Here is a 23,225-nt window from a genome sequence, read left to right on the forward strand (position 1 = left end):
TCCATGTGCCGACCGACCACCTGCAAGACCTGCGGCAAGACCACCTGGGCCGGCTGCGGCCAGCACGTCGCCCAGGTCAAGGCCGGCGTGCCCGCCCAGCAGTGGTGCAACGGCCAGCACAGCGCGGCCGAGAAGGAGGCCAGCGGCTCCAGCGGCGGCCTCCTGTCCCGGCTGTTCGGCCGCTGACGCTCACGGGTGGTACGCCGCCCGGTGCGGTCGCGGCGTCGCGAGCAGCACCGGGCACACGGCCTCCCTGAGCACGCCGCGGGCGACCGGGCCGATGTGCGACCCGATGGGCACCAGCGGGTCGTGGCGACCGATCACGAGCAGCTCGGCCTCGGCAGATGCCTGCACCAGCACGTCGGCGGCCCGGCCCTGCTCGACCACCACCTCGGCCTCGGTGGCGGCGGAGAGGTCGCCGACCCGGTCGAGAGCGGCGCAGACATCGGCCCGGGCGCTGTTCGACCACCGTCGGACGTCCTCGGCGGCGAACGTGCCCTCGTAGGCCTGCGGGAGCTGCCACGAGTGGACGAGCCGCAGCCCGGCGCCGCGGCCGTGGGCCTCGGCGAGCGCGGCACGCAGCACCTCGTCGGAGCGGTCCGGCACGTCGATGCCGGCGACGACCACGTGCTGCCGCCCGTCCGGCCGCCACCCGCTCGGCACGGCGACCACCGGCACCCGCAGGTGCGCGGCCACCCCGCCGGCGACGGTGCGGTTCACGATCCGTGACAGGCGGGTCAGGTGCCGGTGCTCCAGCACCACCATCCGCGCGGACCGGCCGACCTCGACGAGCGCGCCCACCGGGGTGCCCCGGACGAGGTCGTGGGTGACGGGGACCGCGCCGTCGACCAGCTCGTCGGCGATCTTGACCGCCTCGGCGATCCGGCCGGCGCCCCAGGCCTCCATGTCGACCGACGGCAGCAGGACGTGGTCGGCCGCCATCGGGGTCAGGTCGACGGCGTGCACCAGGTGCAGCCCGCACCCGGCACGGACGGCCTCGGCCGCCGCGAAGGCGAGCGCCGACTCCACCTCTTCTGGTCCGACCCCGACCACGATCCGGGGTCCGTGTGCGGTGGTGCGCTGCTCGCTCATGACGTCCTCCTCGGCTGGACCTGCACCTCCACTCTTCGCCTGGGGAGACGTCGTACGAAGGGTCGTTGGACCCCGCGAGGGACGGCAAAGGGCCCTGCTCCGGCGCCGTCGTCCGGGGCAGGCTGGAGGTGAGCCCGAGGAGGTCGAGATGCGCGCACTGCGCCTGAACCAGTGGAAGAGCGAGCCCGTGCTCGAGGAGGTCCCGGTCCCCGAGCCCGGGCCGGGAGAGGTCCTGGTGCAGGTGGGCGCCGCGGGGGCGTGCCACTCCGACCTGCACCTGATGCACGAGTTCGAGCCGGGCACCCTGCCCTACGACCCGCCGTTCACCCTCGGGCACGAGAACGCCGGCTGGGTGCACACCCTGGGCCAGGGGGTCACCGGTCTCGACGTCGGTCAGCCGGTGGCCGTCGTCGGCGCGTGGGGCTGCGGCACCTGTGACCACTGCCTCGACGGCCTCGAGACGTACTGCGAACGCCCCGACCTCGCCCCGGTGCCCGGTGGCGGTGGCGGGCTGGGCCTCGATGGCGGCATGGCCGACTTCATGCTCGTGCCGTCCGTACGCCACCTGGTGCCCCTCCCCGACGGCCTCGAGGTCGTCGACGCGGCCCCGCTGACCGACGCGGCGCTCACGCCCTACCACGCCGTACGCCGCTCGCTGGGCAAGCTGGGTCCCGGCACGACCGCGGTCGTGATCGGCGTCGGCGGCCTGGGCCACCTCGGCCTGCAGGTCCTCCGGGCGCTGACCGCGGCGCGGGTCATCGCGGTCGACGGACGCGAGAGCGCCCGGGACCAGGCCTCGGACCTCGGTGCCGACCTGGTCCTCGACCCCGGACCCGACACGGTGGAGCGCATCCGGGAGGCCACCGGGGGCCGTGGCGCCGACGTGGTGCTGGACTTCGTCGGCTCCGACGAGACCCTGGCCACTGCGGCCGCCAGCGTGCGGCAGGTCGGCGACATCACCATCGTGGGGATCGCCGGCGGCACCCTGCCGGTCTCGTTCTTCGGCGTCCCCTACGAGGCCAGCGTCCAGACGACCTACTGGGGCAATCGGCGCGAGCTCGTCGAGGTGCTCGACCTCGCGAGCCGCGGCCTCCTCCACGCCGCGACGACGATCTACCCGCTCGAGGACGCCGTCTCCGCCTACCAGGACCTGGCCCACGGCGAGGTCACCGGGCGGGCGGTGGTCGTGCCCAACGACACGTTCACCCCGTGACGCCGGTGTCGCACCGGGGCCGACGGCCGCGAGGGTCTACGTTGGCTCGGTGAACCCGGCCAGGAACAGCTATGACGTGGTGGTCGTCGGCGGCGGCCACAACGCCCTCGTGAGCGCCGCCTACCTCGCCCGTGCCGGGCTCTCCGTGGTGGTCCTCGAGCGCCTCCCCCACACCGGCGGTGCCGCGGTGTCGGTCGAGCCCTTCGCCGGGCAGCCCGCCCGGCTGTCCCGCTACTCCTACCTCGTCAGCCTGATGCCCGAGCAGCTGATGGCCGACCTGGACCTCGACGTCCGGCTCGCGTCGCGCACCACCGCGTCGTACACGCCCTGGACGCGCGGCGGTCGCCTCGGCGGGCTGCTGGTGGAGAGGCCGGAGGGTGAGGCGACGCGGGCGTCGTTCCACGACCTCACCGGCAGCGATGACGAGTACGCCGCCTGGGAGGCGTTCTACGGCGAGGTCGGCCGGCTCGCGGAGGCCGTGGCGCCGACGCTGATGCGGCCGCTCCCCCTCGAGCGCGACGTGCGCGCCCTGGTCGACGAGCGCACCTGGACCGACGTCGTCGAGGAGCCGCTCGGCCGCGCGATCACCCGTCGCTTCGCCGACGACACCGTGCGCGGCGTCGTCGCGACCGACGCCCTCATCGGCACCTTCGCCTCGATGGACGACCCCTCGCTCGTGCAGAACCGGTGCTTCCTCTACCACCTGATCGGCAACGGCACCGGGGAGTGGCGGGTGCCGATCGGGGGCATGGGAGCGGTCACCGACGCACTCGCCCGGGCAGCAGTCGACGCGGGGGCGGAGATCGTCACGGGGGCCGGGGTCGGCGCCATCAGGCCGGGGCCGGACGGTGCCGAGGTCGTCTGGCACGACGGCGAGCGCGAGCACTCGGTGACCGGCCGCCGCGTGCTGTCGGGCGTCGCGCCCTGGGTGCTCCGGATCCTGCTCGGCGAGGGCGAGGACCCGGACACCAAGCCGGCCGGCTCGCAGCTCAAGATCAACTTCCTGCTCGACCGGCTCCCCGCGCTGCGCTCGGGCGCCGACCCCGCCGTCGCCTTCGCCGGCACCCTCCACCTCGCCGAGGACTACTCGACCATCGAGCGGGCGTACGCCGCCGCGGCCGGCGGTGCGGTGCCCGACCCGGTGCCGGGCGAGGTCTACTGCCACAGCCTCACCGACCCCTCGATCCTCGGCGACCGTGCCGGTTCGGCCCACACGCTGACCTACTTCGGCCTCCACACGCCGGCCGGGCTCTTCGACGCCGACCCCGGCGCGAAGGACGTCGCGGTCCAGCGCGCGCTGGCCTCGCTCGACGCGGTCCTCGCCGAGCCGCTCGCCGACTGCCTCGCCACCGACGCCGACGGCCGGCCCTGCATCGAGGCGAAGATCCCGCAGGACGTCGAGAAGGACCTGGCGATGCCGGGCGGCCACATCTTCCACGGCGACCTCGACTGGCCGTGGGCGCCCAACCGGTCGCGCCTCGAGACCCCGGCCCAGCAGTGGGGGGTCCAGACCGACCACGACGCGGTGCTGCTGTGCGGCTCCGGGGCGCGGCGCGGCGGCGCGGTCTCAGGTCTCGGCGGCCACAACGCGGCGCAGGCCGTGCTGGCCGAGGTCTAGCAGCCGCGCCGGCGGCACCTCGATTTCGCCTGCCGATCACGAAGCGGTAGAGTTCTACTCGCTTCACCGCACGCGCCATTAGCTCAATTGGCAGAGCAGCTGACTCTTAATCAGCGGGTTCGGGGTTCGAGTCCCTGATGGCGTACAGAAGAGAAGGGCCGGTCCTCACGGACCGGCCCTTCGTCGTTCTCCCGCAGGGTCTGCTACGTGAACAGGCTGACTCCGCCGGGGCCGACGAGCAGCCCGACGATGATGAGCACGATGCCCCAGAGCACCTGACCCCTGATCAACGAGACGATGCCGGACACCACGAGGATGACGGCGAGGATCCACAGCAGTAACGCCATTGCATGCTCCCTTCGGTTGAACCCTCAACCTAGCCTTCACGGTTGCGGGAGCGGTAGCCACACACACCCGCATGGGCGTGTCGCGAGCCCTCAGGTCCGGTCCTCCTCCCGCAGCCGCGGCGGCGTGAACCCCTCGGGGTTGAAGCCGGTCTTGTCGGCGTAGAAGTCGCGCAGCACGTCCATGGCCGCGCCCACGTCGCCCGTCGGGTGGAAGGTCGGGCCCCAGCCGACGGTCCGCGACGGCACGTCGAGGAAGGCCAGGGTGATCGGGAGACCGGTCTGGCGGGCGATGCGGTAGAAGCCCGACTTCCAGTAGTCACCGCGCGAACGCGTGCCCTCGGCCGCGATGCCGATCAGCCACGGATCGCCGCCGTCGGCCTCGGCCAGCAGCTCCTTGATGGTCGCCGCCGGGTTCTTTCGGTCCAGCTCGACGGCGCCCGTGCGGCGCAGCAGCCAGCCCAGCGGTCCGACGAAGAGCTCCTTCTTGACCAGCAGCCGGATCGTGATGCCGTAGCGCCAGGCCAGGAGCATGGTGAGGACCCAGTCCCAGTTGGACGTGTGGGGCGCGCCGACCAGGACGCCGCGCTGGGGCACCTCGCCGACGGCCCGCCACCGCGCTGCCCCGAGGAGGACGCGGGCGAGTGTGCGCCGCACTCCCCCGCCGCGCGGCGCCGGTGCCGGCTCGGCCGCGGGCGCGGGGGCCCGGGTCGCCGCCCGCTCGCGGCCGGCCTTCAGCTCGCGGTCGAGGTCCCACAGGTAGTGGTCGAAGTCGACCTCCATGGTGTGCCGCGGGGAGGCGTAGAACTGCTTCGTGTCCCGCCGGTGCTCAGCCGCCATCTGGCGTCGTACGACGTCGCCCGCGGGCGGCACGTAGCGACCGGCCAGCGTCTCGGCGACCCACGCCGACTGCGCCTCGGCGATCGGCATCACCGCACCGATGGCCTGCACGAGGCCGATGAAGTAGAGGCCGGGGAGGTCGGGGTGGACCGTGCGCTTCCACAGCGGCAGGTCGTTGTCCTGCGCCGACACGAGCTCGGGCTTGAAGAACGGGAACGTCACGCGGTAGCCGGTGGCCCAGACGATGAGGTCCGCCGGCGCCGTGGTGCCGTCGACGAAGACGACCCGGTCACCGTCGAGCCGCTCGATCCCCGGCCGTGCTGTCACCGCGCCGGCGTCGAGGCGCTCGCGGATCTGGTCGGACTGCACGGGGTGCGACTGACCGGGCTTGTGCGCCGGCGCCGGCAGGCCGTACTTCGTCATGCTGCCGGCGTACGTCGCCCCGATGCGCAGCCGGGCGGCGGTCACCCACCAGGGCAGCCAGCCCGGCAGGGCGACCTGGTCGCTGGGCTTGCCGAGGAGGAACTTCCGCAGCACCCACTCGGTGCGGCGCACGGACCACGTCGTCGTGCGCGCCACGCGGGACGACTCGACCGCGATGTCCATCGCCGAGTTGCCGGCGCCGACCACGACGACGTCGCGACCGGCGAGCTGGTCACCGGAGCGGTAGTCGTGGGCGTGGATCTGCTCGCCGTCGAAGGTGCCCGGGTAGGCCGGCTCGGGCCAGCGCGGGTCCCAGTGGTGGCCGTTGGCGACGAGCACCGCGTCGTAGGTGCGGGTCTCGGTGCCGTCGGGACCGGTGATCCGCACGTCCCAGCGGCCGTCCGCGGCACGGGAGACGTCCTCCACCGTGGTGTCGAAGGTGATGGTGTGGCGGAAGCCGAAGTGGTCGACGTACTGCTCGAAGTAGGCGCGCACCTGGTCGTGCCGGGCGTAGGGAGGGTAGTCCGCGGGCATCGGGAAGTCGGAGTAGGCCATCCGCGGGCAGGACGTGTTGATCTCGAGGGTGTCGTAGCAGGCGGACTGGCCGTTGGAGTTGTCGAGGACCCACGTCCCCCCGATGTCGCTGCCCTTCTCGAAGCAGTCGAAACCGATGCCGGCGAGGTAGAGCTGCTTGGCGGCCGCGATGCCCGAGGACCCGGCGCCGATCACGCAGGCGCGGGGCAACGACTCGTCGACGGGCACCGGTGAGGTCACCGCCGGCGCGCGGTCCGACTGCTTGACGAGGTAGGCCATGGGCGAAGCCTAGGACCGACCCCCAGCACCGACCTCCGCGGCCGGTCTCAGAGGTAGAGGCCGGTGGATCCGCCCTCGAGACGCTCGGCGGCGACGGCGTGCACGTCGCGCTCCCGCATGACGACGTAGACCTCGCCCTGGACCTCGACCTCGGCCTTGTCCTCGGGGTCGAAGAGGACCCGGTCGCCCACCTCGACCGCGCGGGCGTGCGGGCCGACCGCGATCACCCGCGACCAGGCGAGGCGGCGGGCGCCCATGGCCGCGGTGGCGGGGATGACGATGCCCCCGCTCGAACGGCGCTCGCCCGCCTCCTGGTCGACCTCGACGAGAAGGCGGTCGTGCAGCATCTTGATCGGGGCAGACCCGGGGTCAGCACCCCCGGTCGCCCTGCTGCTGGCGGACACGCTCAGCCCGCGACCTTGCGGACGAGGGCGAACAGGACGACGGCTCCGACGACGGCACCGGCCGCCTTGAGGATGTTGTCCGTGCGGGGGGCACCCGTGTCGAGGTCGACGAAGCGGGACTTCACGACCGTCACCTGCCGGCCGACGATCGTCTTGGGGTGGGCGCGGTAGGCGAGCTGGTCGATCGTCGAGGCGAGCCGCTCGCGCGTCTCCTCGATCTCGCGCTCGAGCGCGCTCATGTCCTGGGTCACCCGGGAAGGCTATCAATGCGCCGTGGGTCGAAACCCCAGGGCAGCTCGAGCCTGTGGGCGGCCATCAGCTCGTCGTCGGTGAGGACGTCGAAGGTCGGCCGGTCGGCGACGAGGACCCCCTCGCTGAGCACGACGCTGCGCGGGCAGAGCTCCAGCGCGTAGGGCAGGTCGTGGGTGACCATCAGCACCGTGACGTCGAGGCTGCGGAGGATCTCGGCGAGCTCGCGTCGCGAAGCGGGGTCGAGGTTGGACGACGGCTCGTCGAGCACCAGGACCTCCGGCTCCATCGCCAGCACGGTGGCGACCGCCACCCGGCGGCGCTGGCCGTAGGAGAGGTGGTGCGGCGGGCGGTCGACGTAGTCGGCCATCCCGACCCGCTCGAGCGCATCCATCACGCGGCGCTCCAGCGCCGGCCCCCTGAGCCCCAGGTTGGCGGGACCGAAGGCGACGTCCTGGCGGACGGTGCCGAGGAACAGCTGGTCGTCGGGGTCCTGGAAGACGATGCCGACGCGGCGGCGGATCTCGCGGAGGTGCTCCTTGGCGACCGGGAGGCCACTGACCGCGACGGATCCGCGGCCCGCGGTGAGGATGCCGTTGAGGTGGAGCACCAGCGTGGTCTTGCCGGCCCCGTTGGGCCCGAGCAGCGCCACCCGCTCGCCTCGGTGCACGTGGAGGTCGACCCCGAACAGCGCCTGGTGCCCGTCGGGGTAGGCGAACGCGAGGCCGCGCACGTCCAGCACGGGTGTGCTCATCGGGTCTCCCCCGTCTGCGGCAGGCGGCCGTCGTAGCCCCGCGACAGCATGGCGAGGTGGACGCGCTCGCCGCGCTCGTAGGACCGGATGAACAGGGCGCCGAGCGAGCGGGCCAGCACCGGCCAGTGCCGCGGCGAGCGCGGGTCGCAGCCGCGCGAGCGCAGCGCCGTCAACATCCGGCCGAGCTCGGCCGTGACCACGTCGAGGTAGCGGATCATGAAGCCCATGATCTGCACGACCAGGTCGGGCGTGCGCAGCCGCTGGAGCCCGCGCAGGAGGTCCTGCGGCTCGGTGGTGGCGGCCAGCGTGAGCGAGGCGAGGACGCCGATGGTGCCCTTGACGAGCAGGGCGACGCCCGCGACCAGGCCGGGCTCGGACACGCTCACCCCCAGCACCTCGGTGCGAGGTCCGTGGGCGATGAACGGCATCAGCACCGCGAAGACGACGAACGGCACCTCCACGACCATGCGCGGCAGCAGGTAGCGCAGCGGCACACGCGAGAGCGCGACGACGCCCAGCAGGACGGCGGCCTCGAGGGCGAGGAGCGGGTACGCCTGGCGTGGCGTCGCGACGACCACCAGCATGAACCCCACAAGGGCCAGGACCTTGAGGTGCGCGGGCGCGCGGTGCACCGGGCTGTGGCCGTGGAAGTGGAGCCGGTGCCCATGGCCGGCCCCCATCAGGCCTCCGACTGGTGGACGTGCTCGGGCTGGGAGTGCTCGGGCTGGGAGTGCTCGGGCTGGGAGTGCTCCGCGCGGGCGTCGTGCGGCTGGCGGCGTCGTACGACCCAGAACAGGCCGGTGCTGAGCACGAGCATCACGACGACGCCGATCACCCCGGCGAGGCCGCCGCTGATGCGGGCGTCGTCGACGCCGGAGGTCTCGTAGTCGGCCAGCGGGCTGTCGGCCGTCGCGGAGTCCTCGGCGGCGTCGATGAAGCCGGTCTGCTCGGCGACGTACTCGAGGCCGTCGGGGTGCGAGCTGGCGTAGTAGCTGGCGACGCCTGCGACGAGCAGGCTGACGACGAGGGCGACGGCGAAGAGGCGTCGGGTGCTCAACGGACCGCTCCCGTGCGCACCTCGAGCTCGCGCTCGAAGAGGAGGGGCCGGGCGCCGTGGACGAGGTCGGGCCGCGTGGCCACCACGGTGGCGACGACCAGGCCCGTGACGACCGCCTCACCGATGCCGATCACGGTGTGCCACCCGAGCATCGCGGTCAGGACGGCGCCGAGGTCGACCGAGACGTTGCCGCCGACCGAGAAGAGCGCGGTGAAGACGAGGGCAGCGACGGGGACGCTGATCAGGGCGCCGACCGCGGCAGCGGGAGCCACCATGCTCAATCGCCTGGGCAGCACCCGGCGCAGGGCGACGAAGACGGTCCAGCCCACGGCGACGGTGACGATGCCGATCAGGGTGATGTTGGTGCCGAGCGCGGTGATCCCGCCGTCGGCCATCAGCAGGGCCTGCACGACGAGCACGACGGACACGCAGAGGACCGCAGTCCACGGACCGACGAGGACGGCGGCGAGCGCTCCGCCCATCAGGTGTCCGCTCGTGCCCGCACCCACGGGGAAGTTGATCATCTGCGCGGCGAAGACGAAGGTCGCCACCAGGCCGGCCGCGGGCGCCGTACGGTCGTCGAGCTCGCGACGCGCGCCGCGCAACGACAGGGCCACCGCGGCCACCGCCACTGCCCCCGTGGCCGCCGAGGTGGGGGCGTCGAGGAAGCCGTCGGGCACGTGCACGTGGTCGCTCCTGCTCGCGGGTGGGCTGGTTGGATGTCTGGTGGCCGGCGCGGATCCCCCGATGCCGTGCCGGCACGCCTTCGACCTTATTGCAAACCTCTTGCAACAACCAACCGGACCGCCGTCCGGACCAACCGCGCACAGGAGTCCCCATGTCCGACCGCCTCGCCGCCGGCGACACCGCCCCCGACTTCACCCTGACCAGCGACACCGAGGAGCAGGTCTCCCTCGCGGACCTGCGCGGCAAGAAGGTGATCGTCTACTTCTACCCCGCCGCGATGACACCGGGGTGCACCACGCAGGCCTGCGACTTCTCCGAGTCCCTGGACTCGCTGCGCGGCGCGGGCTACGAGGTGCTCGGCGTCTCCAAGGACAAGCCGGCCAAGCTCGCGAAGTTCCGTGAGCGCGACGCGCTCACCCTCACCCTGTTGTCCGACGAGGACCTCGCCGTGCACCGGGCCTACGGCGCGTACGGCACCAAGAAGCTCTACGGCAAGGAGGTCGAGGGCGTGATCCGCTCGACCTTCGTGATCGGCGAGGACGGCACCGTCGAGCTCGCGCAGTACAACGTCAAGGCCACCGGCCACGTCGCCAAGCTGCGTCGGGACCTGGGCCTCGACTGACTGTCGTACCCCTTGCCTAGCGTCCCGCCATGGGCACGCGACGCAAGTACACCGAGGAGATCCTCACCGCGGCGGTGCGCGAGTCGACCTCGATCGCGGGCGTGTTGAGGCACCTCGGACTGAGACCGACTGGCGGCGCGCACGCCCACATCAGCCGGACGGTCAAGGCGTTCGGAATCGACACCTCGCACTTCCGTCTGTATTCACCGGCATCTCACTCCAACCGTCGATTGCTCCCAGAGCAGGTCCTCGTGCGCCTTCCGGCTGCCCGCCAGCGCACCCGGCCTCCATTGCTGACCCGAGCCCTCATCGAGTCCGGAGTTCCGTACGCGTGCGCCGCCTGTGGGTGTGACGGCACGTGGCTGGGCATGCCGCTGACCCTGGAGGTGGACCACATCGATGGTGACTACCTGAACAACTTGCAGTCGAACCTTCGCTTCCTCTGCCCCAACTGTCACCGGCAGACGGACAACTTCGCCGGCCGGAGCAAGGGCAAGTACTCCGGGCACGTCACTGCTGCGAGGGCCAGGAAGGCCACTTCGTAGACTCTCGACCTCACCGCCGAAGTGGTGGAACGGCAGACACGCGGCGCTTAGGACGCCGTGCCTCAGGGCGTGCGGGTTCGAATCCCGCCTTCGGCACCCACTGAGAAGTTGCTCGCAGCACCTACGAGCGGACTTCGACCTAAGTACACGTCTGCCGCCCATCCCTCCCCCTGTGACGCCCGTCACCACTAGGGTCCGCGCATGGATTCCGCGCTGACCACCGTCGGACTGCCGCTCGCCCTCGCCATCATCATGTTCGGCCTCGGGCTGGACCTGACGGTGGGCGACTTCAGGCGCGTGGGCACGGCGCCGAAGGCCGTGGTCGTCGCGCTCGCCTGCCAGATCCTGCTGCTGCCGGCGATCTGCTTCGGGCTGGTGGTGCTCTTCGACCTCCCCGCCCTGCTCGGCATCGGCATGCTGCTGCTCGCCGCCTCGCCGGGCGGCACGACCGCCAACCTGTTCAGCCACCTCTTCCGCGGCGACGTCGCCCTCAACATCACGCTCACGGCGATCAACACCGTCATCGCCGTCGTCACGCTGCCGCTCATCACCGGGCTCGCCATCGCCTGGTACGACCGGCAGGACGACGTGTCGATGCCGCTCGTGGAGATCGTCAAGGTGTTCGCCCTGATCCTGCTGCCCGTCGGCATCGGCATGCTGGTCAACGCCCGGGCCCCCGGCTTCGCCCGGCGGATGGACAAGCCGGTCCGGATCGGCTCGGCGGTGATCCTCGCCGTGCTGGTGCTGGGCATCCTCCTCGACCAGCGCGAGAACGTCGCCGACTACCTCGCCGACGTCGGCCTCATCACGGCTCTCTTCTGCGCGATCAGCCTCGTCGTCGGCTACTACGTGCCCAAGGCGGCCGGGGTCACCGGCCCGCAGGCGATCGCCTCCTCGATGGAGGTCGGGGTCCACAACGCGACCCTGGCGATCTTCGTGGCGGTCGAGGTGCTCGACGAGGTCGAGATCTCGGTGCCGGCGGCGGTCTACTCGCTCGTGATGTTCCTCTTCGCCGCGCTGTGGGGTGCGTGGGTCAGCAGGCAGGTCGGCGCCCGCGAGGACGTGTCAGTCGGCTGACAGGTCCGCCGCGACCTGCGGCGCCAGGGCGCGCAGCGCTCGGCCGCGGTGCGAGATCCGGTCCTTCTCCCCCGGCTCGAGCTCGGCGGAGGTCAGGTCCTCGGCGTCGTGCTCGACCGCGACGAACACCACGTCGTACCCGAACCCGCCGCTGCCGCGCACCTCGCGGATGATGCGCCCGTCCATCCGCCCCTCGACGACGTGCTCGCGCCCGTCGGGCATCACCCACGCCACGGCGCAGGCGAAGTGCGCGCCGCGGCGCTCGTCCGGCACGTCGTGCAGCTGGTCGAGCAGGAGCTCGTTGTTGCGCTGGTCGCTCTTCGGCTGCCCCGACCACCGGGCCGACAGCACCCCCGGCATCCCGTTGAGCGCGTCGACGCACAGCCCGCTGTCGTCCGCCACCGACGGCAGCCCCGTGGCCGCGACGCCGGCGCGCGCCTTGAGCAGGGCGTTGCCCTCGAAGGTCGGCTGGTCCTCGACCGGCTCGACGTAGCCCTCCACGTCGGCGATGCCGAGCACCTCGATGCCCGGCACGTGCTCGGCGAGGATGCGTTGCATCTCGAGGACCTTCTTGGTGTTGCCCGAGGCGAGGAGGATCTTCACCGCGCCAGCGCCTCCTGCTGCAGGCGCGTCAGGTCGGCGCAGCCCTTCTCGGCCAGGGACAGCAGCGCGTCGAGCTCGGTGCGGTCGAACGCGGCGCCCTCGGCCGTTCCCTGCACCTCGACGAACTTCCCGTCACCCGTCATCACGACGTTCATGTCCGTCTCGGCCCGCACGTCCTCGACGTAGGGCAGGTCGAGGCGCGGCGCGCCGTCGATGATGCCGACGCTCACCGCCGCGACCGAGCCCGTCAGCGGCTCGCCCGTGAGCGCCCCGCTCGAGCGCAGGTGCGCGACGGCGTCGGCCAGGGCGACGTACGCCCCGGTGATGGCGGCAGTGCGGGTGCCGCCGTCGGCCTGCAGGACGTCGCAGTCCAGGACGATCGTGTTCTCCCCGAGCGCCTTGTAGTCGATGACGGCGCGCAGCGAGCGGCCGATCAACCGCGAGATCTCGTGGGTCCGGCCACCGATGCGGCCCTTGACCGACTCGCGGTCCGAGCGGGTGTTGGTCGCCGCCGGGAGCATGGCGTACTCCGCGGTGACCCACCCCAGGCCCGAGCCCTTGCGCCAGCGCGGCACGCCCTCCGAGGCGGAGGCGGCGCAGAGCACGCGGGTCCCACCGAACTCGACGAGCACCGACCCGGCGGCGTGGTCGAGCCAGTTGCGGGTGATCGTGATCGGGCGGAGCTCGTCGTCGGCGCGGCCGTCGGCCCGAGGAGCCGGAGTCGGGGCAGAAGTCATGGGCACGACCCTAGACGTGGCTGAGGCGGGTCCGGTCACCCCCGTGTGTCACCGGACCCGCCTCGAAGCCCCTTCCCCAGCGGGACCGTCCACTCGTGCGCGGCCCCACGCCGCGCAGCTCCCTCCACGCGGTTGGTGACACCACCGTGCGCCTGCTGGCAGGCCTTGCGCATCAGTCCTCGGGCCATGGCCGTGCGACCAAAGTAGGAATTCGCCTCGTTACCCTGAGCGCCGTGGACCCGCGACCCGACACCCAGCCGGAGCTGACGTGGGTCTCGCACGCGTGGCGCTACGCGCTGTGCGTCCTGTTCTCGGCGGTGGTCTGGCAGACCGCCGCGGCGGCGGAGTGGCGCGACCACCGCCTGCTCTTCGTCGTCGAGGTCGTGCTGGGCGTCGCCGCGTTCGTGCTGGTGCACTTCCGGCGCCGGGCGCCCAAGCGGGTGGCCCTGGTGATCGCCGCGATGAGCGCCTTCTCCGGGATCGCGGCCGGTCCGGCGACCCTCGCCGCGGTCTCCGTCGCGACCCGGCGACGCTGGAGCGAGGTGGTGCTGGTCGGCACCGCCAACTTCGCGGCCGCCATGACCTGGACGTCGATCGCGCCGATCGAGGACAGCGACTTCCTGGTCACCACGCTGGTCAACCTCGTCGTCAACGCCGGGATGATGGGCTGGGGCCTCTACATCGGCTCGCGGCGCGAGCTGCTCTGGAACCTCCGCAACCGCGCCGAGCGCGCCGAGCTCGAGCAGGAGCTGCGGCTGACCCAGGCCCGCTCGACCGAGCGCGCCCGCATCGCCGGGGAGATGCACGACGTCGTCGCCCACCGCATCACGCAGGTGTCCATGCAGGCGGGGGCGCTGGCGTTCCGCGAGGACCTCGACGGCGACCGCCTCCGCGAGGGGCTCGGACAGATCCAGCGCCAGGCCAACGACGCCCTCCACGAGCTGCGCGGCGTGCTCGGGGTGCTGCGCGAGGACGACCCGAGCCCGCCCACGGCGCGACCGCAGCCGACGTACGACGACATCTCGGCGCTGGTCGACGAGGCGCGGTCGCTCGGCCTCGACATCGACTGGACCGACCACGTCGACGGTGAGGCGTCGGTGCCGCCCGCGACGGGTCGCACGGTCTACCGGATCGTGCAGGAGGCCATCACCAACGTCCGCAAGCACGCGCCCGGCGCCGGGATGCAGATCCGGTCCTCGGGCGACGAGCACGGCGGCATCACCGTCGTGATCAGCAACCCGCTGCGCGACCGGCCGAGCGCCGCTCCCGGGGCCGGGCTCGGTCTGGTCGGGCTGCGCGAGCGCACCGAGCTGCGGGGCGGCCGGCTGCGCCAGCGCACGGAGGGGTCGAGGTTCGTGCTGGAGGCTTGGCTACCGTGGACCGCGTGATCCGCGTGCTGCTCGTCGACGACGACCCGCTGGTCCGTTCCGCGCTGACCCTGATGCTCGGCGGGCAGCCCGACATCGAGGTGGTGGGCGAGGCCCCCAACGGCGAGGCCGGCCTCGCCCAGGTCGCGGAGCACCGGCCCGACGTCGTGCTGATGGACATCCGGATGCCGGTGATGGACGGTCTCGAGGCCACGCGCGTCCTGCACTCGCGCCCGTCCCCGCCGGCCGTCGTGGTGCTCACCACGTTCGACGCCGACGACCACGTGCTGCGGGCGGTGGCGTCGGGCGCCGACGGGTTCCTCCTCAAGGACACCCCGCCCGGGGACATCGTCAGCGCGATCCGCACCGTCGCGGCGGGCGACGCGATGCTGTCGCCGTCGGCGACCCGCAGCCTGGTCTCGCGGCTGCGCAACACCTCGCCGACCGACCGCAGCACGACCGCGGCCGACCGGCTGACCGTCCTCACCGAGCGCGAGCTCGAGGTCGCGGTGTGCGTCGGGCGCGGGCTCAGCAACTCCGAGATCGCCTCGGAGCTCTACCTCTCGATCCCCACCGTGAAGTCGCACGTCTCCCGGCTGCTGACCAAGCTCGACGCCAGCAACCGCGTGCAGGTGGCGATGGTCGTGCACGACGCGGGCCTGGTCTGACCGGCCCTGCGCCGGCCGGAGCGGCCCGCCTAGACGTCGTACGTCGCGCCGGCGCGGGCCAGCTCGACCGGACCCGACCACTCCGCACGGGCCTCGGCCTCCGCGTCGGCCGGCTCGTGCCACGGCGGGACGTGGGTCAGGACCAGGCGCCCGGCTCCGGCCCGCGACGCCGTGCGCCCGCAGTCGGCGCCGGTCATGTGGAGCTCGGGGGGGTTGTCGTCGCCGCTGCGGAACGACGCCTCCGCCAGCAGCAGGTCGGCCCCGACGGCCACCTCGTCGAGCTGCGGGCACGGACCCGTGTCCCCGGAGTAGACGAGCGTCCGGCCTCCGGCCGTGACCCGCAGCGCGTAGGCGGCGACCGGGTGGACCACCCGCCGCGCCTCGACGTGGAACGGGCCGACCTGCACGACCCCGCCGTCGTCGCCGTAGCTGCGGAAGTCGAACTCCTCGGTCATGCCGGGCTCGAGCGGCAGGTCGTAGGCCCGCGCCATCCGCTCGGCGGTGCCGGCCGGCCCCCAGACTGGGATCCGCGGCTGGGCACCCGTGGGGTGGTACTTGCGCATGACGTAGTAGCCGCAGAGGTCGAGGCAGTGGTCGGCGTGGAGGTGGCTGAGGAGGACTGCGTCGATCCCGAGGGGGTCGGCGTAGTGGTGCAGCTGACCGAGCGCGCCGTTGCCGAGGTCGAGCAGGATCCGCCACGTGCGGCCATGCTCCTCGGCCTCGAGGAGGTAGCAGCTCGCGGGCGACTCGGGGCCGGGGTAGGACCCCGAGCACCCGACGACCGTCATCCGCATCGGGTGGCTCATGCGCGGCCCCCGGCGAACTGCGTCGCCCCGAGCAGCTCCGAGCCGAGGAAGCGGCGCCCGATCGTGGCGAAGTCGTCGGGGCTGCCGGTGGTGGAGAAGGTGTAGGTGGGCTCGCCGTCGGGGCGCATCAGGCCGGTGCCGGCCAGCATCTTGTAGACGTCCTTCGCGCACTCCTCGGCCGAGCTGACCAGGGTGACCTGGTCGCCCATCACGTAGGAGATGACGCCGGTGAGCAGCGGGTAGTGGGTGCACCCGAGGATCAGGGTGTCGACCCCGGCCTCGGCCAGCGGGTCGAGGTACTCGTGGGCGGCGGCCAGCAGCTCCTCGCCCCCGGTGACGCCCTGCTCGACGAAGTCGACGAAGCGCGGGCAGGCCCGGATGTGCAGGTCGAGGTGCGGCGCGGCGGCGAAGGCGTCGTCGTACGCCATCGAGCTGGCGGTGGCGCGCGTGCAGATCACCCCGACCCGCTGGTTGCGCGTCGCCGCGGCGGCACGCCGGGCTGCGGGGAGGATCACCTCGACGACGGGGACGTCGTAGCGCTCGCGGGCGTCGCGAAGCATCGCGGCGCTGGCGGAGTTGCAGGCGATGACGAGCGCCTTCACGCCGCGCTCGTAGAGGTGGTCGAGGCACTCGAGGGCGTACTCGCGGACCTCGCCGATCGGCTTCTGGCCGTAGGGCTGGCGTGCGGTGTCGCCGAGGTAGACGACCGACTCGTGCGGGAGCTGGTCGATGACGGAGCGCGCGACGGTCAGCCCACCGAAGCCGGAGTCGAAGATGCCGATCGGGGCGTCGGCGGTCTCTCTCGGCATGGACGTCGGCACAGGCAGCAGGCTAGGCGGTCGGGTGGTCGCGGGTCACGCGGTCGCGTGCGTCGGCCCCGTCACACCGCCCTCGCCGGGTTAGGGTCGCCGCGTGACCATGCGTACCGCGCTCGCCTCCCTGCTCGCCTGCTCCGCGATCGGACTGTGCCCCGCCTCCGCGCCGGCCCAGGTGCCGTCCGGCGACCCGCTGCCGGGCGCCTCGCGCGTCTCGGCCGACAACCCCATCGACTCCGTCGTGGCCATCTCCGTCGACGGGCTCAACACCGACGCCCTCGCCAGGCTCGGCGCCGCGCGCACCCCCCACCTGCACGACCTCATGGAGTCGGGCGCGTCGACCCTCAACGCGCGCACCGAGCACGAGCTGACGATCACCCTGCCCAACCACACCGGGATGGTGACCGGTCGGCGCATCGAGGCCGCGACGGGTGGCCACGGCGTGACCTGGAACGACGACCGGCGCCGCCCGGCGACCGTCCAGGCGGCGGCCGGGCAGCGCGTCGAGTCGGTCTTCACGCAGGTCAGCGCCGCCGGCGGGTCGACCGCCCTCTTCGCCAGCAAGACCAAGTTCTCCCTCTGGAAGCGCAGCTGGCCCCTCTCGATCGACACCACCCGCATCCAGCTCGACAACGCGCGCCTGGCCCGCTCGGTGCGCCGCGACCTCCGCGACCAGGAGCGCGCGTTCCGGTTCGTCCACCTGTCGCTCCCCGACGCCGCCGGGCACGAGTACGGCTTCATGTCGCCGCGCTACCTGAAGGCGGTCCAGCAGGTCGACACCCTCGTCGGGTCGATCGTCGACGCGGTCCGCAACGACCCCGGGCTCGTCGGCCGGACCGCGATCATCCTCACCAGCGACCACGGCGGCCTCGGCGCGGACCACTCGGACGCGCGGCGCCTGGCCAACTACCGCGTCGCCTTCATGGTGGCCGGACCCGGCATCCCGGCCGGTGCGGACCTCTACGCCCTCAACGCCGACGACTACCGCGACCCGGGCACGCGGCGCACGACCTACGGCCAGTCCCCGCAGCCGGTCCGCAACGGCGACCTGGCCAACCTCGCCCTCGACCTCCTCGACCTCGCTGCCGTCCCGGGAAGTGAGCACAACTCCGGCCTCGACCTCGACGTCTCACCTCCGCCTGCCTGACCCACCGCCCGGACGCCCGGACGCCCTGCCGAGGAGACACATGCCGCTGTTGAAGAAGATCTCCGTCGCGACCGCCCTCGCCGTCGCGGCGTCGACCGTGGTGCTCTCCCCCGCAGCCGGGCGGGCGCCCGCGCCGGCCGAGCGGGCCACCGCAGACGTCGGCTGGCCGCCGGCCCCGCCGACCCAGCTGGTCATCGACACGGCCGGCGCGGCGATCGGGCGCGACGACTACGTCCCCGGCACCGTCACCCTCGACGGGGTCACCCGGGTGACCGAGGTGCGCGGGCGCGGCAACTCGACGTGGGGCTGGGCGAAGAAGCCCTACAAGCTCAAGCTGGAGGAGGACGCCGCCCTCGTCGGCCCCGGGGCGTACGACGAGTGGGTCCTCCTCGCCGGCTACGCCGACCGCAGCTCGCTGCGGACCGCCGCGGCGTTCGCCGTCGCAGCCCAGACCCGGCTCCGGTGGACGCCGCACTTCCGCTTCGTCGAGGTGGTCCTCAACGGCCAGTCGCAGGGCCTCTACCTGCTCACCGAGCAGGTCGAGGAGGGCGAGGGACGCGTCGACCTCCCCGACGACGGCTACCTCCTGGAGGTCAACCAGCGCTACCTCCGCGACGACGAGCCCGGCTTCCGCACGCGTCGCGGGACGCCCGTGGCCTTCAAGGACCCCGACGAGGTCACCAAGAAGCAGCGACGCGAGGTCAAGCGCGCGGTGACGCGCTTCGAGAACGTGCTCTACGGCCCCGGCTTCGACGACCCCGAGACCGGCTACGCGGCGTACGTCGACGTCCGCAAGCTCATCGACTGGTACCTCGTCGAGGAGCTGTTCGCCAACCAGGACTCCAACTTCCAGTCGAGCGTGCATCTAAGCTGGGTGCCAGGCAAGCGGTTCGTCTTCGGGCCCGTCTGGGACTTCGACCTCAGCGCCGGCAGCCGGTGGAAGGCCTCCTCGCGACCGGACACCTGGCTCACCCGCGTGGGGCGCCACTGGGTCGCCCGGATGCTGGAGGACCCGGCCTTCTCCGCGCGGGTGAAGAGCCGCTGGGCGCGGCTGAAGCCGATCGCGCGGCAGGTGGTCTCCGAGATCCCGTCCGCGGCGGCGACGCTGGCGCCCCTCGCCGAGGCCGACTGGGCGCAGTGGCACGCGTCGGGCGACCTCGAGTGGACGCACCACGGCCGCGACCGCCAGGGCGAGGTGGACTTCCTCGCGGACTGGCTCACCCAGCGGATCCAGTGGCTGAGCAGCAACGAGGTGCGGCTCGGTGGCCTCCGTCAGCGCACCGAGGAGCGCGCCCGCACGGTGTGGGTGCCCGTCCGGCTGCAGTCGCCCGCGAGCGCGGCCGTCGACGTGTCCTGGACCGTGCAGGGCGGCACCGCCACCGCGGGCGAGGACTTCGTCGCCGGCACCGGCCAGGTGACCTTCGCCGCCGGGCAGGCCGAGCGCTACGTCCCGGTCCAGGTCCTCGACGACCGGGTGACCGAGGGACGCGAGACGGTCCTGGTCAGCATCACCGGCGCGTCGAGCAACGTCGTCGTCGGCTCCCCGTCGACCACCACCGTGGCCATCGCCGCCAACAAGCGGTGACGGTCAGCGTCGCCTGACGGCCGCGGCCTCGCGGGGCAGCGGCCACGGGTTGAACCGGCACCCGCCGGTGCCCTTGGACTGCTGCATCATCACCGGCGCCCGGCCGCGTCCGTGGCACGAGGCGTGACCACGCCCCAGCCAGTGGCCGGTCTCGTGGTTGACGACCAGGTGCCGGTAGTCCCGCAGCGACCGCCCGGCCCGGTTCCAGGCCGGCGACGCCCTCGTCCACCGCAGCTGGTTGATCACGACGTGCCGCCCGACGCGGCACGACCACTGCACCGAGCACCCGGACGAGAACGACGGCAGGGTGCCGGCCGCGGCGAGCACGAGAGTGAAGTCGCCGCCCCGCCGCACCCGGCGGAACTGCACGCCGGCCGCGCGCCAGCCGCGCGGGTGGTCGAAGGTCTGCTGGGCCTGGCGCCGGAACACCTTCATCGACGCCGTCACCCGCCCCCGGGTGGTGACGGAGTAGGTGACGCGCCGGGTCACCGGGACGGCGTACGCCTCCACGGTCGGCTGCGTCGGCGTGGGGGTCGCGCGCCGGTGGTCGCCGGCGTCCTCCCCCGTCGCGTGCGACGGGGCGGCCGCCAGTGTCACGACGAGCGCGACCAGTGCGACCAGGAGTCGCAGGAGGAGTCGCACGAGGAGTCGCACGGGGCGGGGCGCTCGGTCCACCGCACCAGCCTAGGACGAAGGGCGGCCCCTAGGCCCAGAGCTGCCCGTCGAGCCTGTCCTCCGCCTCGTCGATCGTGCCTTCGTAGGCTCCGGTCGAGAGGTACTTCCACCCGCCGTCGCACACGACGAACGCGATGTCGGCGCGCTCGCCCGCCTTGACCGCCTTGGCGGCCTGCCCGAGCGCGGCGTGCAGGATCGCGCCGGTCGAGATGCCGGCGAAGATCCCCTCGAGCTCGAGCAGCTCACGCACCCGGCGGACGGCGTCACGCGGGCCGACGCTGAAGCGCGAGTCGATGAGCGAGGCGTCGTAGAGCTCGGGCACGAAGCCCTCGTCGAGGTTGCGCAGGCCGTAGACCAGCTCGCCGTAGCGCGGCTCCGCGGCCACGATCCGCACGTCGGGCTTCGCGCCGCGGAAGAAGCGCGAGACGCCCATCAGCGTGCCGGTCGTGCCGAGCCCGGCGACGAAGTGGGTGATGCCGGGGAGGTCGGCGAGGATCTCCGGGCCGGTGCCCTCCTCGTGCGCGAGGGCGTTGGCCTCGTTGCCGTACTGGTAGAGCATCACCCAGTCGGGGTGCTCCCCCGCGACCTGCTTGGCGACGCGCACCGCCTCGTTGGAGCCGCCGGCGGCGGGCGAGGAGAGGATCTCGGCGCCCCACATCCGCAGCAGCTGGCGGCGTTCCTCGGAGGTGTTCTCCGGCATCACGCAGACGATGCGGTAGCCCTTGAGCTTGGCGGCCATCGCCAGCGAGATGCCGGTGTTGCCGCTGGTCGGCTCGAGGATGGTGCACCCCGGCCGGAGGACGCCGTCCTTCTCGGCCTGCTCGATCATCCGCAGGGCCGGGCGGTCCTTGATGGAGCCCGTCGGGTTGCGGTCCTCGAGCTTGGCCCAGAGGCGTACGTCCGGGCTCGGCGATAGTCGCGGCAGCCCGACCAGCGGGGTGGTGCCGACGGAGGCGAGCAGGTCGTCGTAGCGCGTCACGGGATCAGGCCGGGGCTCACCCGCCGGCGACGGCGGGGAGGACGACGACCTGGTCGCCGTCGGCGAGCTCGGCGTCGAGGCCGCCGATGAAGCGGACGTCCTCGTCGTTGATGTAGACGTTGACGAATCGGCGCAGGTCGATCGACCCGGACTTGTCCTCGACGAGGCGGTCCTTGATCCCGGGGTGGTTGCCCTCGAGGTCGTCGATCAGGGCGGACAGGGTGCCGCCCGCGCCCTCGACGGCCTTGGCGCCGTCGGTGTAGGTGCGCAGGATGGTGGGGATCCGGACCTCGATGGCCATCAGGGGGTGCTCGCTTCCTCGGTCTGCTGGGGGTTCGTCAGGGGGACGATCGTGACCTCTTCCTCGGTCACGACTCCGTCGATGATTCTGTATGACCTGAACTCCACCGGGCCCTCGCTATTCCCGTGCTCCCGTGTGCTCACCAGCACGTAGTGGGCGTTGGGCTCGCTCGCGAGGCCGATGTCGGTGCGGCTCGGGTAGGCCTCGGTGGCCGTGTGGGAGTGGTAGACGACCACCGGCTCCTCGTCGCGCGCGTCCATCTCCTTGTAGAGCCGCAGCAGCTCGGTCGAGTCGAACTCGTAGAACGTCGGGCTGCCGGCGGCGTTCACCATCGGGATGAAGCGCTCGGGACGATCGCTGCCCTCGGGGCCCGCGACGACGCCGCACGCCTCGTCGGGGTGGTCGCGCTTGGCGTGCGCCACGATGGCGTGGAAGATCTCCTGGGCGATGGTCAGCACCCGTCAAGGGTAGGCAGACCCTCGATGCGACCCGGACACGTCTCACCACATAGTCTTGACGTCGAGAGACTTTGGAGGGGAGACACATGTCGACGTCGCAGGCGCAGGCACCACTGACCCGTCGCGGCATCCCCCTCGAGCGCGACCTGCGCGTCCTGGCCCTCGGCTCGTTCGCGAACCGGTTCGGCGCCGGCGCGGTGATGACGACCAGCGCCCTCTACTTCACCCGCCAGGTGGGCTTCTCGGCCGCCGAGGTGGCCTTCGCCCTCGCGGTCGCGGCGGTTGTCGGCATCGTCGTGCAGGTCCCGGCCGGCCACCTCGGCGACAGCCACGGCCCGCGCCGGGTGCTCACGTGGTGCATGGTCGGCGCCGCGCTGACGAGCGCGCTGCCCGTGCTCGCGCGTACGCCGTGGCAGCTCGCGCTGCTCCTCGGCCTGCTCGCCCTCTTCGAGCGCTCGGCGGGGTCGGTCCAGCAGGGGGTCATCGCGCAGCTGGCCACGGGCGGGCGCGGCGTGCAGTTCAAGGCGTACCTCCGCGCCGTCACCAACACCGCGCTCGGCATGGGCTCGGTCTTCGGCGGCGCCGCCCTGGTCGTCGACCAGACCTGGGCCTACGTCTCGGTCTTCCTCCTCAACGCCGTCTTCACCGGCTTCGCCGCCTGGAACTCCACCCGCCTCCCCGAGCTGCCGGCCTACGTCCGCGTCGAGGGCGAGCCGCGGCTCGCGGTGCTGCGCGACTGGCCCTACGTCGTCATCGTGGCCATCACCGGTCTGTTCTCGCTCCACTTCTTCGTCATGGAGCTCGGCCTGGCGCTCTACATCTCCGAGCGCACCGCCGCACCGCCGGTGATGGTGGCCGTGCTGCTGATCCTCAACACCGCGTGCGTGGCGCTCTTCCAGGTACGCCTCTCGCGCCGCGCCGACTCGGTGGAGGCGGGCGCCCGGGCACTGGTGCGCGGCGCGGTGTGGATCGCCTGCGGCTTCGCCATCGTCGCGCTCGCCGACCGCGGCGACGCCACCTTCGCCGTCGCGGTCCTGGTCGTCGGGTCGCTCGTCCACGTGGTCGGGGAGATGATCGGCTCCGGCGGCCAGTGGGGCCTCCAGATGGGCCTCGCCCCGCACGAGCGCCAGGGCCAGTACCAGGGCTTCGCCGGCCTGGGCTTCAGCGTGATCGCCGTCGTCGGACCGCCCGTGGTGACGCTGTTCTGCGTCGAGATGGGCGAGACCGGCTGGCTCGTGCTCGCCGCCCTGATGCTCGCGGTGGCCCTCGTCTCGGTGCCCGCGGCGCGGTGGGCGCTCGCCTCGCGCGAGCGCTACGGGGTGCTCACCCACTCCGGCTGACCGTCC

Annotated in this window: 28 protein-coding genes and 2 tRNA genes; 13 read left to right on the forward strand and 17 right to left on the reverse strand. The window is 72.6% G+C overall.

Annotated features, from left to right (window positions below; all coding sequences use genetic code 11):
- The first annotated feature begins 3 nt into the window (after positions 1 to 3).
- Positions 4 to 186: a hypothetical protein gene (locus tag NYO98_RS16580; protein ID WP_268112835.1), complete on the forward strand. Its 183-nt coding sequence runs from the start codon at positions 4 to 6 to the stop codon at positions 184 to 186.
- Between the two features lie 3 nt (positions 187 to 189).
- On the opposite strand, the gene NYO98_RS16585 is transcribed toward NYO98_RS16580, so the two are convergent.
- The gene (locus tag NYO98_RS16585; protein WP_268112836.1) at positions 190 to 1,092 is read right to left on the reverse strand and encodes a universal stress protein; all 903 of its coding nucleotides are present in this window, start codon (positions 1,090 to 1,092) and stop codon (positions 190 to 192) included.
- A 148-nt stretch (positions 1,093 to 1,240) separates the two neighbouring features.
- Here NYO98_RS16585 and NYO98_RS16590 point away from each other — a divergent pair, with 148 nt between their 5' ends.
- The 3 genes from NYO98_RS16590 (at position 1,241) to NYO98_RS16600 (ending at position 4,068) form a co-directional block, all read left to right on the forward strand.
- Positions 1,241 to 2,305, forward strand: coding sequence for an NAD(P)-dependent alcohol dehydrogenase (locus NYO98_RS16590; protein WP_268112837.1), 1,065 nt, complete (start codon positions 1,241 to 1,243; stop codon positions 2,303 to 2,305).
- A gap of 49 nt (positions 2,306 to 2,354) precedes the next feature.
- Entirely contained in the window at positions 2,355 to 3,923 is a 1,569-nt protein-coding gene (locus NYO98_RS16595) for a phytoene desaturase family protein (protein ID WP_268112838.1), read from the forward strand.
- A 72-nt stretch (positions 3,924 to 3,995) separates the two neighbouring features.
- Positions 3,996 to 4,068: transfer RNA gene (locus tag NYO98_RS16600), tRNA-Lys, on the forward strand.
- Positions 4,069 to 4,126: 58 nt separating this feature from the next.
- Here NYO98_RS16600 and NYO98_RS16605 read toward each other — a convergent pair.
- The 8 genes from NYO98_RS16605 to NYO98_RS16640 all read right to left on the reverse strand — a co-directional run bounded on the left by NYO98_RS16605 (position 4,127) and on the right by NYO98_RS16640 (position 9,493).
- A complete protein-coding gene (locus tag NYO98_RS16605) occupies positions 4,127 to 4,270 on the reverse strand; it encodes a GPGG-motif small membrane protein (RefSeq protein ID WP_268112839.1) in 144 nt (47 codons plus the stop codon).
- Between the two features lie 90 nt (positions 4,271 to 4,360).
- Complete coding sequence (locus tag NYO98_RS16610; RefSeq protein WP_268112840.1) at positions 4,361 to 6,343, reverse strand: NAD(P)-binding domain-containing protein; 1,983 nt, start codon at positions 6,341 to 6,343, stop codon at positions 4,361 to 4,363.
- A gap of 47 nt (positions 6,344 to 6,390) precedes the next feature.
- Positions 6,391 to 6,690 (reverse strand): GroES family chaperonin, encoded by a 300-nt coding sequence (locus tag NYO98_RS16615; RefSeq protein ID WP_268112841.1) that lies wholly within the window; start codon positions 6,688 to 6,690, stop codon positions 6,391 to 6,393.
- 59 nt (positions 6,691 to 6,749) lie between these two features.
- Complete coding sequence (locus NYO98_RS16620) at positions 6,750 to 6,998, reverse strand: DUF3618 domain-containing protein (protein ID WP_268112842.1); 249 nt, start codon at positions 6,996 to 6,998, stop codon at positions 6,750 to 6,752.
- Positions 6,995 to 7,750: an energy-coupling factor ABC transporter ATP-binding protein gene (locus NYO98_RS16625; RefSeq protein WP_268112843.1), complete on the reverse strand. Its 756-nt coding sequence runs from the start codon at positions 7,748 to 7,750 to the stop codon at positions 6,995 to 6,997. Before NYO98_RS16625 ends, NYO98_RS16620 begins: the two co-directional genes overlap by 4 nt.
- Complete coding sequence (gene cbiQ, locus NYO98_RS16630) at positions 7,747 to 8,430, reverse strand: cobalt ECF transporter T component CbiQ (protein WP_268112844.1); 684 nt, start codon at positions 8,428 to 8,430, stop codon at positions 7,747 to 7,749. The genes NYO98_RS16625 and cbiQ overlap by 4 nt, the downstream gene beginning before the upstream one ends.
- Positions 8,430 to 8,807: a PDGLE domain-containing protein gene (locus tag NYO98_RS16635; protein WP_268112845.1), complete on the reverse strand. Its 378-nt coding sequence runs from the start codon at positions 8,805 to 8,807 to the stop codon at positions 8,430 to 8,432. Before NYO98_RS16635 ends, cbiQ begins: the two co-directional genes overlap by 1 nt.
- Positions 8,804 to 9,493: an energy-coupling factor ABC transporter permease gene (locus tag NYO98_RS16640; RefSeq protein WP_268112846.1), complete on the reverse strand. Its 690-nt coding sequence runs from the start codon at positions 9,491 to 9,493 to the stop codon at positions 8,804 to 8,806. Before NYO98_RS16640 ends, NYO98_RS16635 begins: the two co-directional genes overlap by 4 nt.
- Before the next feature lie 152 nt (positions 9,494 to 9,645).
- Between NYO98_RS16640 and bcp the strand changes: the two genes are divergently transcribed.
- The 4 genes from bcp to NYO98_RS16660 all read left to right on the forward strand — a co-directional run bounded on the left by bcp (position 9,646) and on the right by NYO98_RS16660 (position 11,738).
- Positions 9,646 to 10,116 carry a thioredoxin-dependent thiol peroxidase gene (gene bcp, locus NYO98_RS16645; RefSeq protein ID WP_268112847.1) on the forward strand — a complete coding sequence of 157 codons (471 nt, stop codon included), beginning with the start codon at positions 9,646 to 9,648 and terminating at the stop codon, positions 10,114 to 10,116.
- Positions 10,117 to 10,145: 29 nt separating this feature from the next.
- Complete coding sequence (locus NYO98_RS16650; protein WP_268112848.1) at positions 10,146 to 10,661, forward strand: HNH endonuclease signature motif containing protein; 516 nt, start codon at positions 10,146 to 10,148, stop codon at positions 10,659 to 10,661.
- A 15-nt stretch (positions 10,662 to 10,676) separates the two neighbouring features.
- Positions 10,677 to 10,757 (forward strand) — tRNA-Leu (locus NYO98_RS16655).
- A gap of 105 nt (positions 10,758 to 10,862) precedes the next feature.
- Entirely contained in the window at positions 10,863 to 11,738 is an 876-nt protein-coding gene (locus NYO98_RS16660; RefSeq protein ID WP_268112849.1) for a bile acid:sodium symporter family protein, read from the forward strand.
- On the opposite strand, the gene rdgB is transcribed toward NYO98_RS16660, so the two are convergent.
- Together rdgB and rph are read right to left on the reverse strand one after the other, a co-directional pair.
- Positions 11,727 to 12,341 (reverse strand): RdgB/HAM1 family non-canonical purine NTP pyrophosphatase, encoded by a 615-nt coding sequence (rdgB, locus tag NYO98_RS16665; RefSeq protein WP_268112850.1) that lies wholly within the window; start codon positions 12,339 to 12,341, stop codon positions 11,727 to 11,729. The two genes, NYO98_RS16660 and rdgB, sit on opposite strands and share 12 nt — an antisense overlap.
- On the reverse strand, positions 12,338 to 13,078 hold the full coding sequence (gene rph, locus NYO98_RS16670) for a ribonuclease PH (RefSeq protein WP_268112851.1): 741 nt from the start codon (positions 13,076 to 13,078) through the stop codon (positions 12,338 to 12,340). Before rph ends, rdgB begins: the two co-directional genes overlap by 4 nt.
- Positions 13,079 to 13,311: 233 nt before the next feature.
- On the opposite strand from rph, the gene NYO98_RS16675 reads away from it, so the two are divergent.
- Both NYO98_RS16675 and NYO98_RS16680 read left to right on the forward strand, forming a co-directional pair.
- On the forward strand, positions 13,312 to 14,466 hold the full coding sequence (locus tag NYO98_RS16675; protein ID WP_268112852.1) for a sensor histidine kinase: 1,155 nt from the start codon (positions 13,312 to 13,314) through the stop codon (positions 14,464 to 14,466).
- Positions 14,454 to 15,113 carry a response regulator transcription factor gene (locus NYO98_RS16680; RefSeq protein WP_326494450.1) on the forward strand — a complete coding sequence of 220 codons (660 nt, stop codon included), beginning with the start codon at positions 14,454 to 14,456 and terminating at the stop codon, positions 15,111 to 15,113. Before NYO98_RS16675 ends, NYO98_RS16680 begins: the two co-directional genes overlap by 13 nt.
- Positions 15,114 to 15,142: 29 nt before the next feature.
- On the opposite strand, the gene NYO98_RS16685 is transcribed toward NYO98_RS16680, so the two are convergent.
- Both NYO98_RS16685 and murI read right to left on the reverse strand, forming a co-directional pair.
- Entirely contained in the window at positions 15,143 to 15,919 is a 777-nt protein-coding gene (locus NYO98_RS16685) for an MBL fold metallo-hydrolase (protein ID WP_268112853.1), read from the reverse strand.
- Positions 15,916 to 16,728, reverse strand: coding sequence for a glutamate racemase (gene murI / locus NYO98_RS16690; protein ID WP_268112904.1), 813 nt, complete (start codon positions 16,726 to 16,728; stop codon positions 15,916 to 15,918). The genes NYO98_RS16685 and murI overlap by 4 nt, the downstream gene beginning before the upstream one ends.
- A 109-nt stretch (positions 16,729 to 16,837) precedes the next feature.
- On the opposite strand from murI, the gene NYO98_RS16695 reads away from it, so the two are divergent.
- Together NYO98_RS16695 and NYO98_RS16700 are read left to right on the forward strand one after the other, a co-directional pair.
- Entirely contained in the window at positions 16,838 to 17,881 is a 1,044-nt protein-coding gene (locus NYO98_RS16695; protein ID WP_268112905.1) for an alkaline phosphatase family protein, read from the forward strand.
- Between the two features lie 40 nt (positions 17,882 to 17,921).
- Positions 17,922 to 19,466: a CotH kinase family protein gene (locus NYO98_RS16700; protein ID WP_268112854.1), complete on the forward strand. Its 1,545-nt coding sequence runs from the start codon at positions 17,922 to 17,924 to the stop codon at positions 19,464 to 19,466.
- A gap of 3 nt (positions 19,467 to 19,469) precedes the next feature.
- On the opposite strand, the gene NYO98_RS16705 is transcribed toward NYO98_RS16700, so the two are convergent.
- From NYO98_RS16705 to NYO98_RS16720, 4 genes are read right to left on the reverse strand one after another with little or no spacing between them, the layout of a single operon-like run.
- Positions 19,470 to 20,141 (reverse strand): DUF3152 domain-containing protein, encoded by a 672-nt coding sequence (locus tag NYO98_RS16705; RefSeq protein WP_268112855.1) that lies wholly within the window; start codon positions 20,139 to 20,141, stop codon positions 19,470 to 19,472.
- 28 nt (positions 20,142 to 20,169) lie between these two features.
- Entirely contained in the window at positions 20,170 to 21,120 is a 951-nt protein-coding gene (locus NYO98_RS16710; RefSeq protein WP_268112856.1) for a PLP-dependent cysteine synthase family protein, read from the reverse strand.
- 16 nt (positions 21,121 to 21,136) lie between these two features.
- The gene (locus tag NYO98_RS16715; protein ID WP_268112857.1) at positions 21,137 to 21,421 is read right to left on the reverse strand and encodes a MoaD/ThiS family protein; all 285 of its coding nucleotides are present in this window, start codon (positions 21,419 to 21,421) and stop codon (positions 21,137 to 21,139) included.
- Positions 21,421 to 21,879, reverse strand: coding sequence for a M67 family metallopeptidase (locus tag NYO98_RS16720; RefSeq protein ID WP_268112858.1), 459 nt, complete (start codon positions 21,877 to 21,879; stop codon positions 21,421 to 21,423). Before NYO98_RS16720 ends, NYO98_RS16715 begins: the two co-directional genes overlap by 1 nt.
- A gap of 86 nt (positions 21,880 to 21,965) precedes the next feature.
- Here NYO98_RS16720 and NYO98_RS16725 point away from each other — a divergent pair, with 86 nt between their 5' ends.
- On the forward strand, positions 21,966 to 23,219 hold the full coding sequence (locus tag NYO98_RS16725) for an MFS transporter (protein ID WP_268112859.1): 1,254 nt from the start codon (positions 21,966 to 21,968) through the stop codon (positions 23,217 to 23,219).
- Positions 23,220 to 23,225 lie beyond the last annotated feature (6 nt).

It is taken from the genome of Nocardioides pini (assembly GCF_026712185.1).
Lineage (GTDB): Bacteria > Actinomycetota > Actinomycetes > Propionibacteriales > Nocardioidaceae > Nocardioides > Nocardioides pini.

Bases quoted from the DNA above. Each gene is read 5' to 3' on its own strand.
- NYO98_RS16615 (WP_268112841.1), bottom strand. From the start codon at position 6,690: ATGCTGCACGACCGCCTTCTCGTCGAGGTCGACCAGGAGGCGGGCGAG.
- NYO98_RS16610 (WP_268112840.1), bottom strand. From the start codon at position 6,343: ATGGCCTACCTCGTCAAGCAGTCGGACCGCGCGCCGGCGGTGACCTCA.
- murI (WP_268112904.1), bottom strand. From the start codon at position 16,728: ATGCCGAGAGAGACCGCCGACGCCCCGATCGGCATCTTCGACTCCGGC.
- bcp (WP_268112847.1), top strand. From the start codon at position 9,646: ATGTCCGACCGCCTCGCCGCCGGCGACACCGCCCCCGACTTCACCCTG.
- NYO98_RS16580 (WP_268112835.1), top strand. From the start codon at position 4: ATGTGCCGACCGACCACCTGCAAGACCTGCGGCAAGACCACCTGGGCC.
- NYO98_RS16700 (WP_268112854.1), top strand. From the start codon at position 17,922: ATGCCGCTGTTGAAGAAGATCTCCGTCGCGACCGCCCTCGCCGTCGCG.
- NYO98_RS16685 (WP_268112853.1), bottom strand. From the start codon at position 15,919: ATGAGCCACCCGATGCGGATGACGGTCGTCGGGTGCTCGGGGTCCTAC.
- NYO98_RS16650 (WP_268112848.1), top strand. From the start codon at position 10,146: ATGGGCACGCGACGCAAGTACACCGAGGAGATCCTCACCGCGGCGGTG.
- NYO98_RS16660 (WP_268112849.1), top strand. From the start codon at position 10,863: ATGGATTCCGCGCTGACCACCGTCGGACTGCCGCTCGCCCTCGCCATC.
- NYO98_RS16605 (WP_268112839.1), bottom strand. From the start codon at position 4,270: ATGGCGTTACTGCTGTGGATCCTCGCCGTCATCCTCGTGGTGTCCGGC.
- NYO98_RS16725 (WP_268112859.1), top strand. From the start codon at position 21,966: ATGTCGACGTCGCAGGCGCAGGCACCACTGACCCGTCGCGGCATCCCC.
- NYO98_RS16585 (WP_268112836.1), bottom strand. From the start codon at position 1,092: ATGAGCGAGCAGCGCACCACCGCACACGGACCCCGGATCGTGGTCGGG.
- NYO98_RS16695 (WP_268112905.1), top strand. From the start codon at position 16,838: ATGCGTACCGCGCTCGCCTCCCTGCTCGCCTGCTCCGCGATCGGACTG.
- cbiQ (WP_268112844.1), bottom strand. From the start codon at position 8,430: ATGGGGGCCGGCCATGGGCACCGGCTCCACTTCCACGGCCACAGCCCG.
- rph (WP_268112851.1), bottom strand. From the start codon at position 13,078: ATGACTTCTGCCCCGACTCCGGCTCCTCGGGCCGACGGCCGCGCCGAC.
- NYO98_RS16625 (WP_268112843.1), bottom strand. From the start codon at position 7,750: ATGAGCACACCCGTGCTGGACGTGCGCGGCCTCGCGTTCGCCTACCCC.
- NYO98_RS16590 (WP_268112837.1), top strand. From the start codon at position 1,241: ATGCGCGCACTGCGCCTGAACCAGTGGAAGAGCGAGCCCGTGCTCGAG.
- NYO98_RS16715 (WP_268112857.1), bottom strand. From the start codon at position 21,421: ATGGCCATCGAGGTCCGGATCCCCACCATCCTGCGCACCTACACCGAC.